General features: G+C 60.6%; 12 protein-coding genes. 4 read left to right on the forward strand and 8 right to left on the reverse strand.

Annotated features, from left to right (window positions below):
- Both EAY64_RS11975 and EAY64_RS11980 read right to left on the reverse strand, forming a co-directional pair.
- Positions 1 to 1,433: methyl-accepting chemotaxis protein (locus EAY64_RS11975; RefSeq protein ID WP_103525003.1), on the reverse strand; the 1,433-nt coding region annotated here is incomplete at its 3' end.
- A 384-nt stretch (positions 1,434 to 1,817) separates the two neighbouring features.
- Positions 1,818 to 2,093, reverse strand: coding sequence for an HU family DNA-binding protein (locus tag EAY64_RS11980; RefSeq protein WP_059286330.1), 276 nt, complete (start codon positions 2,091 to 2,093; stop codon positions 1,818 to 1,820).
- Positions 2,094 to 2,269: 176 nt separating this feature from the next.
- On the opposite strand from EAY64_RS11980, the gene EAY64_RS11985 reads away from it, so the two are divergent.
- A complete protein-coding gene (locus EAY64_RS11985) occupies positions 2,270 to 2,629 on the forward strand; it encodes a LexA family protein (protein WP_147456214.1) in 360 nt (119 codons plus the stop codon).
- 73 nt (positions 2,630 to 2,702) lie between these two features.
- Here the strand turns inward: EAY64_RS11985 and EAY64_RS11990 are convergent, their stop codons facing one another.
- Complete coding sequence (locus tag EAY64_RS11990; protein WP_103524995.1) at positions 2,703 to 3,236, reverse strand: arsenate reductase/protein-tyrosine-phosphatase family protein; 534 nt, start codon at positions 3,234 to 3,236, stop codon at positions 2,703 to 2,705.
- A 328-nt stretch (positions 3,237 to 3,564) separates the two neighbouring features.
- Here EAY64_RS11990 and EAY64_RS11995 point away from each other — a divergent pair, with 328 nt between their 5' ends.
- Together EAY64_RS11995 and EAY64_RS12000 are read left to right on the forward strand one after the other, a co-directional pair.
- Complete coding sequence (locus EAY64_RS11995) at positions 3,565 to 4,830, forward strand: transporter (protein ID WP_226034136.1); 1,266 nt, start codon at positions 3,565 to 3,567, stop codon at positions 4,828 to 4,830.
- 11 nt (positions 4,831 to 4,841) lie between these two features.
- Positions 4,842 to 6,176: a sigma-54 dependent transcriptional regulator gene (locus EAY64_RS12000; protein ID WP_103524997.1), complete on the forward strand. Its 1,335-nt coding sequence runs from the start codon at positions 4,842 to 4,844 to the stop codon at positions 6,174 to 6,176.
- 27 nt (positions 6,177 to 6,203) lie between these two features.
- Here the strand turns inward: EAY64_RS12000 and EAY64_RS12005 are convergent, their stop codons facing one another.
- From EAY64_RS12005 to EAY64_RS12025, 5 genes are all read right to left on the reverse strand, one after another.
- Positions 6,204 to 6,881, reverse strand: a complete 678-nt coding sequence (locus tag EAY64_RS12005) for a hypothetical protein (protein ID WP_147456215.1) — start codon at positions 6,879 to 6,881, stop codon at positions 6,204 to 6,206.
- A gap of 47 nt (positions 6,882 to 6,928) precedes the next feature.
- Complete coding sequence (locus EAY64_RS12010) at positions 6,929 to 7,633, reverse strand: C39 family peptidase (RefSeq protein ID WP_103525004.1); 705 nt, start codon at positions 7,631 to 7,633, stop codon at positions 6,929 to 6,931.
- 51 nt (positions 7,634 to 7,684) lie between these two features.
- Positions 7,685 to 8,494: a FapB/FapC family functional amyloid domain-containing protein gene (locus EAY64_RS12015; protein WP_147456216.1), complete on the reverse strand. Its 810-nt coding sequence runs from the start codon at positions 8,492 to 8,494 to the stop codon at positions 7,685 to 7,687.
- Positions 8,495 to 8,558: 64 nt separating this feature from the next.
- Positions 8,559 to 9,152 carry a FapB/FapC family functional amyloid domain-containing protein gene (locus EAY64_RS12020; RefSeq protein ID WP_103525000.1) on the reverse strand — a complete coding sequence of 198 codons (594 nt, stop codon included), beginning with the start codon at positions 9,150 to 9,152 and terminating at the stop codon, positions 8,559 to 8,561.
- Positions 9,153 to 9,178: 26 nt separating this feature from the next.
- Positions 9,179 to 9,586 carry a FapA family amyloid fibril periplasmic chaperone gene (locus EAY64_RS12025; protein ID WP_103525001.1) on the reverse strand — a complete coding sequence of 136 codons (408 nt, stop codon included), beginning with the start codon at positions 9,584 to 9,586 and terminating at the stop codon, positions 9,179 to 9,181.
- A 405-nt stretch (positions 9,587 to 9,991) separates the two neighbouring features.
- On the opposite strand from EAY64_RS12025, the gene EAY64_RS12030 reads away from it, so the two are divergent.
- Positions 9,992 to 11,217, forward strand: a 1,226-nt coding sequence (locus EAY64_RS12030; protein ID WP_103525002.1) for a methyl-accepting chemotaxis protein, incomplete at its 3' end; no start/stop codon positions are given.

Genomic DNA, 11,217 nt, shown 5'->3' on the forward strand with positions numbered 1-11,217 from the left:
GCCTCGATGGCCGCATTCAGCGCCAGCAGGTTGGTCTGGTCGGCAATATCGCGAATCACAGCCACGATGCCGCGAATCTGCTCGGAATGCGAGGACAGATCGCCCATGGCACTCTGCAGCGCGTCCACGGTCTGCACGATGGACTGCACTTCGCTGGCCACTTTTTCCATGGCCTGGTAGGAGTCTTCCGAGTTCTCGCGGGTACTGGCCACCAGCACTTCGGTTTCACCGGCATTGTCGGCGATATGGTTGATGCTGACGGTAATCTGCTCGATGGTCGCCGCGGTAGCCGACAGCTCATTGGACTGCACACGCGAATCGGAAGCGATGCTCTCAGCGGCCTGGTGCAGCGCCGAGGTATCACGTGCCAGGGCTTCGGCGTCGTTGCGTACCGACACGAACATGCCGTGCAGCTTGTGCACGAAACCGTTGAAAGCCTCGGCAATCTGGCCCACTTCATCCTGCGAGTGCACCGGCAGATGCAGGGTGAGGTCGCCATCGCCGCTGGCCACATTGCGCATGGCGTCACGCAGCTCGGTCAGGCCGGACAGCATGCGCGCCACGCCAACCGTGGCCAGCAGTGCCACTACCACCACGCCGGCAATCAGCACGCCGATCATCAGTTCGATCAAATGGGTAACGGATACGGTAGCGGCAGCCACCGGCACCACCACACCCAGCAACCAGCCGGTTTTACCCACCGGATAGAGCGCGGTCATGCTGGATTCGCCGTTGATGCTCACTGTTTGCAGTGTGCCATCCTTGCTGACGCCGTTCAGGTCGAAACCGGCCATCACTTCACCGATTTTCTTCATGCCCGAATCCTTGACCGGGTGGGCAATCACCGAACCGTCACCGGTAATCAGGAAGGCAAAGCCGTCTCCTGGCAGCTTGGACGACACCACTTCGTCGGCCACGCGCTGCAGCGACACGTCGCCACCGGCCACCGCCACCAGTTGGCCGTTGTTACGCAGCGCCTTGGCAAAGGTGATGATGGGCTTTTTGGTAGCAGCATCGATGTACGGTGCAGTGGCAATGGCATCCTGCGAGTTGCTGGCAGCCAGATACCACGGACGGCCAGTCGGATCATAGCCCGGCGGTACCGGAGTGGAACCGGTGAACTGGGTCATTTTCTTGCTGGGCTCACCCACATACATGTCGTCCAGCTTGCCGGCCACTTGCGACTGGTCGAGGATGGGTTTCATGTCCCCTTCAGTGAAGTGCAGCAGCGCCGAGCTGACAATATTCTGACGGGTGGATACCCATTCGGTAATGAAGCTGACTTTATTGTTGGCGGTCTGACTGATCTGATCGCTGATGGAAGACAGCAAGGCCTCCTTCATCTTCCAGTAAGCCACGCCGCAAAACAGCAGCGAGATGGCCACCAGCATCATCAATACAAACACCAGCATTCTGGAACGTAGAGTACGCATGGAGGATCCTATTTTTATAATTGCTTAAAACCGCACACTGCCGCCTGCTGCGCTTTTGCAGACATTAAACAATCAACAGGCAGGCCGCCATATTCCGACCTTCACCCAAGCTCGTCAATACCATTGTAAATTCATTGGGCATTTTAAAATAAAACCTCAAGAATATCGTCATCGGCGAGCATTTACTGGCTCGCATCCCGCCAAACGTCGCCTCGTGATATCAAAACCACCAGCCGCTCACAAGCTTGCCTTACAGCTCTTTATTTATTGGACAGATTTCCGGCGCAGTCCAGTCATTTGCCTATTTATTCTCCACGCATAAAAAAAGGACGCCGCAGCGTCCTTGGATAAACATTTCCGGTCATGCCGGGAAGTCGGGCCGTATCAGTTGGCCACGGCGTCTTTCAGTGCCTTGATCGGGGTGAATACCACCTTGCGCTTGGCCGGGATCAGCACGGTCTCGCCGGTTTTGGGGTTACGGCCATTACGTGCCGCAGTGTCTTTCACCTTGAACTTGCCGGTGCTGGCCAGGGTCAGTTCGCCGCCATTCACCAGTTCTTCGCGGATGGTCTGTTCCAGCGCGTCCATGAAACGCAGTACATCGACTTTACTGCTGCCGGTTTTTTCGGAAAGGATGGCAATGAGTTGTTGTTTGGTCATGCATGGCTCCTGCGCCGGGAATGTTGGCTGGTGACTACAAAACCCGAGGGTAACCAGCCAGAGCCTGCCGTATCAAGGAAAATTTGCAACAACATGCCAAATATCCCAGCCGGCCACATTGCCCGGCGGGCTGACCATCTGCTATATTTGATTATGTACAATTTCAAAACACTGCCATGACCACCCGATATCCCCACCCGGCAACACCTCTCGCCCCGCCCCTGTCAGCAGCCATGCCTGCCGAGCGCAGCGGGCTGTTTTGCCTGCCCATGCCAGACCAGGCACTGGCCGGTGCCGGCATCGAGGCCGGCTGTCTGCTGGCGGTGGATGGCCAGGGCAGCCCGGTGCAGGGCTGCCTGGTTGTCGCTGCCGTCGATGGCGAGCTGCTGGTACGCCGACTGCAGCGCAGTGGCAGCCGCCTGCAATTGCTGGCGGCCCACCCGGACTACCCGCTGATCGAACCCAGCTATGAGCAGGACTTCGCCATCTGGGGCGTGGTGGCCGAACCCGCCGCGCTGGCGACAAGACAAGCCTGAGCGTCTGCGCCAGGGCTGGTCAGTCAGCTGCCGGCGCTGTTATCGCCATCACCACAGTGCAGCCGGCCCGGCATTACGGTTTCTTATGTTGTGCCTTGTCCAGCACCGCCGGCAGATAGCCTTCTACCTGGCGCAGCATCGCCTGGTAGACCGCCAGCGGCTTGCCCCAGGCATCGGCGACATCATCCATATTGCCGCTGGCGTATTCGGACAGGGTGAAGGTCTTGCCCTTAGCCTCGGGAAACAGCTCCAGCACCTTGGCCTTGTGCTTGGCAGTCATGGTGAGAATCAGGTCGGAATGGCGTACATCATTGGCATTCAGCTGTGCGGCACGGTGGGCCGACACGTCGATGCCGCGCTGCAGCAGCAGGCTGGCGGCATTGGCCTCGGGGCTGCTGTCATAGGGGTCCATGTCGACCGCACGCGAAATCACCGCAATCGGCAGTTGCTGCTGCTCGATGCGTTGTCTGGCCAGCGCTTCGGCCGTCACACTGCGCCCGGTATTCCCGGTATCGACAAAAGCCAGCTTGAAAGGCTCGGCCGCCTGTACCAGCCCGCAGGTCACCAGCAACAAGACAGCACCCAGTAGTGCAATCAGCTTCCTCATCGTTTACTCCCTGTCATCAAGCCTGTTCATCATGATTGCGCGCCAAGCGGGCAGACTGCACTGCGGCGAGCTGATTCACCCCGGCCTGCCAGCCGCTGCTTATTGCGCACTGTTTTCGCAGGCCAATCAATTTGAACTTGTCTTGGTCCTGCGCTGGACTAATATACAAGATAAATAATTTTCACAAATTACAGTTTAAATAAATAACATCAAGTCGGGCCATGTAATGCATCACTCACCCCATCAGGTGATCGGGAAGCATCGGCATGCCTGCCTTGGTCGGCATCCTTCCTTGCTCCGCCGGCACCTGCGCTACAAGGAAATGATCATGAATCTGCCGCGTAGTATTGGCCCAGGCGCCAAGCCGCTATTACTGACCACCGCCCTTGTCCTGGCCTTCCCACTGCAGGCACAGGCCGAAATCAGCCTGGAGAGCCTGCAACAGCAAATCAGCGCCCTGGCCCAGACCAATCAGCAGCAGGAAAACCGTATCCGCCAGCTGGAAAGACAGCTGGCCAGCCTGCAACACGGCAATACCGCCGCCAGCGCCGCCAACAACCCGGCCAGCAGCGAGGCCCCTGCCGCTAGCAGCGGAGCGGTGGCCGCAGGCAGTGGACCGGCGTTGCCGGTGGTCAGCGAAGTACCCAAGAGCGTGGAAGACATCTACCAGGAAGCCAGCGGCTTTGCCGCCGGGAAGTTTTCCATCGAGCCCAGCTTCACCTACACCCACTACGACACCCGCGAACTAGTGCTGAATGGCTTTCTGGCGCTGGATTCGATTTTTCTGGGCAATATCAATCTGGACAAGGTGGTCAGTGACAGTGTCACCCTGGGCCTGACCACACGCTATTCCCCCAGCCCACGCTGGCAGCTGGACGTGGATATCCCCTTTGTCGCGCGTGATGCCACTTATTTTTCCGGCGGTGCCGGCGGTGCGGCCAACAGCGTGTCGCAAGGTTCGGTGCAGCAAGGCCCGACGCTGGGTGATGTCAGCTTTGGCGTAGGTTACAAGCTGGTGGAAGAAAATGCCGACTGGCCGGACATTGTGTGGAGCGTACGCGCCAAAGCGCCTACCGGGCGCAATCCCTACGGCATCAAGCTGGTGCAGTCGGCCGACAACAACAATCTGTCCATTCCCGACCGCCTGCCCACCGGCAATGGCGTCTGGGGCCTGAGTACCAGCCTGTCCTTCGTCAAGACCGTGGACCCGGCCGTGTTGTTTGCCAGCCTCAGCTACACCCATTACCTGGACGGCCATTTCAGCGACATCAGCCCCACCGCCGGCGTGACCCAGCCGGGTGATGTGCGGCTGGGCGACAGCTGGAGCTGGGGTGCCGGCATCGCCTTTGCCCTCAACGACAAGCTCAGCCTGGGCCTGTCCTATTCGCAACAGATGGTGCAACAGGCGCGCATGCGGCAACAGGGCAGCAGCTGGACCGATGTGGTTGGCAGCAGTGCCAATGCGGCCAACCTGAACCTGGGCCTGACTTACGCCTTCAGCAAACACCTGTCCATCATTCCCAACCTGTCGCTGGGCATGACACCAGACAGCCCCAATTATGCGTTTTCGGTGAAATTCCCCTACCGTTTCTAACGGAGTCGGTCATGCATGCAAACAAGACTTTGCTGGCCGTGGGGTCGGATGCCCTGCTGCCAGTCCTGCAGGTGCTGCGCCAGCAGCATTGGCACATCATCCATATCCATGATCCGCAGCAGTGGAAGCCCCAGCGCACGGCCAGCTGCAGTGCCGGGCTGCTGTTGCTGGACAGCAAGCTGCTGCGCAAAAGCGCCGCCCTGCAGCAACTGGCCAGCCAGCTGGACCTGGAGTGGCTGCTGCTGACCGAGCGCGCCCAGCTGGAGCAAGCCGCTGTGCGCGCCTTCATCAACGATAGCTGCTACGACTACCACTGCCTGCCCACCGAAGTCGAACGGCTGGCCGTCACCCTGGGCCGGCTGCACGGCAAGACCCTGTTGCGCCGCCGCAGCCAGCACGAACAAATCGAGCAAGAAGCGCAACAGCTGGTGGGCGAGCACCCCAGCATCCGCCGCCTGCGCCAGGAAATCCGCCGGCTGGCGCGGGTGAATGTCACGGTGATGATTACCGGCGAGTCCGGCACTGGCAAAGAGCTGGTGGCACAGCTGATCCACCAGCACTCCGACCGTGCCGACGGCCCCTTCCAGGCGGTCAACTGCGGCGGCCTGCCAGTGAACCTGGTGCAATCCGAGCTGTTTGGCCACGAGCGCGGGGCGTTTACCGGCGCATCCAGCTGCCGTATCGGCCGCATCGAAGCGGCGCAGAACGGCACGCTGTTTCTGGATGAAATCGGTGACATGGCGATAGAGGCCCAGGTCAATCTGCTGCGTTTCCTGCAGGAAGGCACCATAGACCGGTTAGGCGACAACCGTAGCCGCAGCATCGACACCCGCGTGCTATCGGCCACCCATGTCGACCTGCCGGCCGCCATCGCCAAGGGCCGTTTCCGCGAGGATTTGTACTACCGTCTGTGTGTCTGCCAGTTGCAACTGCCTGCGCTGCGCGAGCGGCGCTCGGACATACCGCTGCTGGCGCAGCATTTGCTGCAGCAAAGTGCCAGTCGCCACGGCATTCCACTCAAGCGGCTGTCTTACGAGGCGCTGGCCGTCATGCTGCAACACGACTGGCCGGGCAATATCCGCGAAATGTCCAACCGCATCAGCCAGGGGCTGGCCATGGCCAGTGGCCGGGTCATCCGCCCGCAAGACATGGGGCTGGGCAGCAGCATGCTGGAACCGCTGCACAACGGACTGGAAGCAGTGCGGGAAAGGGCGGAACGGGAAGCGCTGGCCATGGCGCTGCAATTGCATAATCACAACAGCAGCCAGGCGGCACGAACCTTGGGTATTTCCCGCGCCACGCTCTACCGGCTGCTGAAAAAATACGAGATCAGCGCGGTCGAATGAGGCCGGACGGCAGGCCAGGCGGACGAATCAGCGTACGCCGCTGCCGGACAGCATCAAGCGGCTGGGAATGCTGAAACTGAAGTTGGTGGTTTGTGGCTGTAATACCAACTGGATGCGCAGGCTATTGTCGGTACTGATGCCACTGCCGTTAATGCTGGAAAACTGCAGCAACTGCCCTTGTCCCAGCATCTGCCCTATACGTCCGGCACTCCCCAGATCCATGTTTACGGATAGCTGGCCACTGCCCAGTGCCGTGCCACCGCTGCTACTCTGCCAGCCGGCCGGCATCTGCAGGCTGACCGTGCCATCGCGGCGAATGTCTATGCTGGTGCTGTTGCTGGAGCTGTTGCCGTTACCGGCTTGCTGATTGACCTGCACCACCCCCTGCACCGAAGCCAGCCCGGCCGTCGGGGCTATCGCAGCAGTAGTTGCAGTGCCGTCGCCATTCAGGGTGTAACGGCTGATGACCGGCACCGCCCCGGCCTGGGCCGTCAGCTGCAGCCCGGCGCCTTGTACCACGCCGCTCTGATTTTGCCAGGTCGTGAGCATCTGCACGCCGAAACGCACAATCTGTCCGGCATCGATATAACGACCACGCAAACTGTCCAGCACGCTGTCGTCTACATAGGCCAGCATGGCGGCTTGCGCCGGCACACCGGCAGTCAGTGCCAGCAGTAGCGGCACTGCCCTAGGTAAGATACGCATGCCATGCTCCCGGTTGTCGCCGCCGGGGCCAAGCCCAGCGGCCACAACTATAAGAAATCACTGTAGAGAAAGCCGTACTCCACCAGATCGGCCTGCTGCACTGTTTGCATGCCGTTCATCAGCTGCCGTGCCGACAGCAGGCTGGGCGGCTGCCGCAGCGGCCCTTGCGGCTGATAGCCGGGGCCGGCTACCGCCAGCAACACGCCATTCCACTGGCGCGCAAAGTCCCTCATGGCGACCGCCCGGTTGCCCAGGGCAGGGTCGGCCACATACACCGTGTCGCGCGTCGCCATCTTCAGGATGACAAAGTGCTTGTAACCATTGATATCGAGCATGATCAGCGCCGGTATGCGCAGCGCAGGCAAACGCTCCGGACCGCTGACAAAACCACTGGCGCGCAGGCCCAGCGTATTCACATAGTGCTTCATGTCCAGCATGGAAAACCCCTGCTGGCGCACTACATCGGCATTGGCTCCGGCCAGCATGCCGGCAATGACCTGCTGCTCGTCCAGGTCACGGCCGAAGCCGTAACGCAGCAAGGTGGCCAGCGCAGCCGCACCGCAGCTGAAATCGGTATGTTGCTCCACCACGTGGGCAAAGCGCATTTCCCGCAGGCTGTGCACCCGCTTGTAGACATTGCCCTCGCCGGTATAGGCGGGGATAGCCAGCTCGGCCGCCTGGGCAAACTGTTCGCCACCAGGGCAGGACAGGCCCAGCAGGATGGACAACAGCAAACGGAGGGTGAGTTTCATGGCAAAAGCCGGCAGCACGGCCCGAGGACTGCGCTGCCGGCGTCTCCTGACTTAGTGGGTGGCCGCAACCGACAGGCTGTTGACCTGCTGGTTGGACAAGCCGGCAGCATTGTTGAGGCCGACATTGCCACTGATGCCATTGACCGAGCCGGTCAGGCTGGCGGAGCCGTTAAGCGGGAAGAAAGTGGTGACCGAAGTACCCTGGTTCACCTGCATGCCACCAGCCGAGGCGGTAGCCAGCACGGCCGAACTGGCCGAGGCCAGTGCCACGTCATTCTTCTGCTGGTTGCCGGCGCCTGCCGCATTGTTCACCCCGGCATTACCCTGGATGTTGTTCAGCGAGTTGCTGATGCTGGCACCCATTTGATTGGAGGTTCCCGGCATCGGCTGGGCAAAGGTATAGCTGTTGCCGTCATTCATCTGCTCGAAGGAAGTGGAGGCGACTGCGCCGCTACTCTTGCCGGAAGCCGAGCTGATGGCCACGTTGTTGGCCTGCTGGTTGAAGAAGCCCGAGGCATTGTTCACACCGGCATTACCCTGGATATTGCTCACACTGCCGCTGACGCTGGCATTGGTGGGGTCGGTAACATTCAGCTTGTTGCCCAGGTTTTTCTGTACATCATTCACCTGTGCGCTGGCCATGGCATCAGCCTTGGGGTCAAACACCTCGTACACGGCAATGCCTTCCAGATAGGCGGTGCCGGTCAGGCTGACATTGGTATTGCTATAGGTATTGGACAGGTTATTGCTGATCTTGGTCGTTGAAGTGGACGGCTGGGTAGGCGGTTCCACGGCATGAGCGGCACCGAACATACCAACAAGAGCGACGAAAAGCACTTTTTCCTGCAGCATTGCGGTCATGATTGTTCTCCTAGCGATTTGCTTGAATACCGGCCCCGCCACCACTGGCAAGAACCGGCACTGCTCACGGGTTGGCCCATTGCACGGCCACGACATTGACAGCCAGGTTGTGGCTGCCAGCAATCTGGTTAAGCTGCACCAGCCCCCGGCTTCCCTGGAAAGCTGCTGCGGATAGTTCGGTTGTCTGTCCGGCATTGCCGGTGGTCCCGGCCACAGCCGGTGCCGCTGCCGTGGTTCCGGCCAGCACGGCATCCTGCACCGCCGCCGGCATGTCACGGACAGTGGCCTGAGCTCTGGCGGCCAGCGCCAGGCTGAAGGCATTGAGTGACTGGTTGGCATAGCCGGCAGTCTGGTTCACCGCCAGCACACCCTGGCTGCCGGCAAACGCAGCACCGCCAATGCTGGCGCGCAGGTTTTGCTGGGCCATGGCCTCTGCCCCGCCCCGCTGCTGCGCCAAGCTGATGCTGGCCTGAGCCACCCCGGAGGCCACCGCCAACGCCTGCAGATTGCCTTGCTGATTGGCATCGCCGGCCGCCTGATTTACCGCCAGCACGCCCTGTGCCGACTGGCCACTGTTCTCGATCAAGGCCAGTTGGTCGGCATGGGCCAGTGCGGCACTCAGCGCCCCCCCCAAGCACAACATTTGCAAGATGCGCATGACTTGTCTCCTTGCTGCCAGGCCGTTCAGGGATGCAGGGCCGATTGCAACAGATGCCCTATGCCGACAGCGGACAGTGCCGCGCCCGCCGTAGCGGCTGGCTGCTGACCATTTGCGCTGCCGACAGCCAGGCCGGACCAGGCTGACTGGCCGTCCCTCGCAAGGACTGGCGTGTGCAAGGCCGGATCAGCCATCACCGCATGGGTGGCGGCCAGTACCGGATCGGCCAGCTGTTGGGTGAGCACCGGCATGGCACCGGATGGCGAAGTGGCAACCTGACTGACCTGAGGGCTGGGATCGCCGTGGCGGATGGCCGAGCGTGCCGGCACTTCCCGACCGATCACCATCTCGCCCTCGCCCTGTGCCGTAGCCGATACCAGCACGCTGCCTGCCAGCAAAGCGGGAAAGACGAGGCGGAATAATGTGCTGTCCATGCTGACCACCAGAGGGCTGGGTAATGCCCCCTTCAATGCAGAAAGCATGCCAGAGCGGCTCTATCCGCATGCCATAAGGAAATGGCCGGGCGGCCACTGGCGATGGGTCGCGCAACTGTCTCGCTGCTGCGACAGAAATACGGGGGTAGGCCGGACAAGCGCCACGGATGAGCGTCGCCATGTCACATGCCAGGATTAGGCTATCAATGTTTACAGGACTGCCGCGCGGGCAGGCCATCCGCAAAGCGTCTCAGGCCTGCGACAAGCAGGTCTGTGCCCGCCCTTGCAGCAGCAACAATGCGCCAGTCATATGAAAGAGGGCTTGGCACAATCTTGCAGCCAGCTATAACGAAACAGGCAAAGTAGCAAGCCGGCAACAGATAACCAATGGGAAAAGGGGAAACCATGAACATTTCACAACGACTGGCGCTCACGCTGGGCATCGCCCTGCTTGCCCTGCTCGGCATAGGCGGCTTTGGCCTGTACGAGCAGAGTCAGGCCAATGAGCGCTTCAACTATCTGAAAGCCAACACCTTTCCCAGCATTTCCACCCTGGATGAGGCGCAGGATGCACTGACCCAGTCGCGTACCGGCACCTACCGTCATGTCATCGACCACGACCCGGCGCAAAAAGAAAAAGACCTGCAGGCGATCAATAGCAATGATCAGCGGCTGGATGATGCCCTGGCCCGTTACGAGAAAGAACTGATTTCCAACGAGGACGACCGCAAACTGCTGGAACAGGACCGCAAGCTGCTGCAGGAATACCGCAGCACCCGCAATGCGCTGCTGCAACTCTCCAAGGACAACAAAAACCAGGAAGCAGAGCAGGCCATTATCGGCGGCCCCATGCGCGGAGCCACGGCAGCCCTCAACAAGCAGCTGACCGAGCATGTGAAATTCAACTACCAGTACGCTGACAAGCTGTCGGCAGATAATGCCTTGGCCTACAATCGTGCCATCACGCTGTCCGTGGCCATTGTCGGCCTGTGCCTGCTGCTGTGCGGCGTACTGGGTGGCAGGCTGTTCATTCATATCCGCAGCAGCCTGCAAAGCATTCGCAGCGTGATGCTGACTGTGCGCGAGTCTCTGGATTTCCGCCTGCGGGCACAAATCAAGAGCAAGGACGAGGTAGGCGAAACGGCCGAAGCCTTCAATGCCCTGCTGCAACAATTGCAAGGCAGTTTTCAGGATATCCGCAAGAGTGTGGAATCGGTCGACCAGGCCATCGAAGGCATGGCGGCCAATACCTCGCAGATTGCCCGCAGTTCGGAAGTGCAGAGCGAGGCCGCTTCGGCCATGGCTGCTGCCGTTGAAGAAATGACCGTCAGCATCAATCACGTGTCAGATCGCGCCCAGGAAGCCAGCAGCCAGACCAGCGCTGCCGGCAGCACCGCCACCCAGGGCGGCAAGGTCATCCTGGCCACGGTGGAGGGCATCACTCAGGTATCGACCTCCATCCGCAACGCTGCCAGCCAGATCAACCAGCTGAAAGAAGACAGCCAGACCATTGCCACGGTCATGGGCATCATCAAGGACATTGCCGAGCAAACCAATCTGCTGGCGTTGAATGCCGCCATCGAAGCCGCCCGTGCCGGTGAAATGGGCCGCGGCTTTGCCGTGGTGGCCGA

The sequence above is a fragment of the Aquitalea palustris genome, assembly GCF_003693445.1.
GTDB classification, from domain to species: Bacteria; Pseudomonadota; Gammaproteobacteria; order Burkholderiales; family Chromobacteriaceae; genus Aquitalea; species Aquitalea palustris.

Coding starts and splice junctions, on each gene's coding strand:
- EAY64_RS12025 (WP_103525001.1), bottom strand. CDS start 9,586: ATGGACAGCACATTATTCCGCCTCGTCTTTCCCGCTTTGCTGGCAGGC.
- EAY64_RS12005 (WP_147456215.1), bottom strand. CDS start 6,881: ATGCGTATCTTACCTAGGGCAGTGCCGCTACTGCTGGCACTGACTGCC.
- EAY64_RS12000 (WP_103524997.1), top strand. CDS start 4,842: ATGCATGCAAACAAGACTTTGCTGGCCGTGGGGTCGGATGCCCTGCTG.
- EAY64_RS11995 (WP_226034136.1), top strand. CDS start 3,565: ATGAATCTGCCGCGTAGTATTGGCCCAGGCGCCAAGCCGCTATTACTG.
- EAY64_RS12020 (WP_103525000.1), bottom strand. CDS start 9,152: ATGCGCATCTTGCAAATGTTGTGCTTGGGGGGGGCGCTGAGTGCCGCA.
- EAY64_RS12010 (WP_103525004.1), bottom strand. CDS start 7,633: ATGAAACTCACCCTCCGTTTGCTGTTGTCCATCCTGCTGGGCCTGTCC.
- EAY64_RS11990 (WP_103524995.1), bottom strand. CDS start 3,236: ATGAGGAAGCTGATTGCACTACTGGGTGCTGTCTTGTTGCTGGTGACC.
- EAY64_RS11980 (WP_059286330.1), bottom strand. CDS start 2,093: ATGACCAAACAACAACTCATTGCCATCCTTTCCGAAAAAACCGGCAGC.
- EAY64_RS11985 (WP_147456214.1), top strand. CDS start 2,270: ATGACCACCCGATATCCCCACCCGGCAACACCTCTCGCCCCGCCCCTG.
- EAY64_RS12015 (WP_147456216.1), bottom strand. CDS start 8,494: ATGACCGCAATGCTGCAGGAAAAAGTGCTTTTCGTCGCTCTTGTTGGT.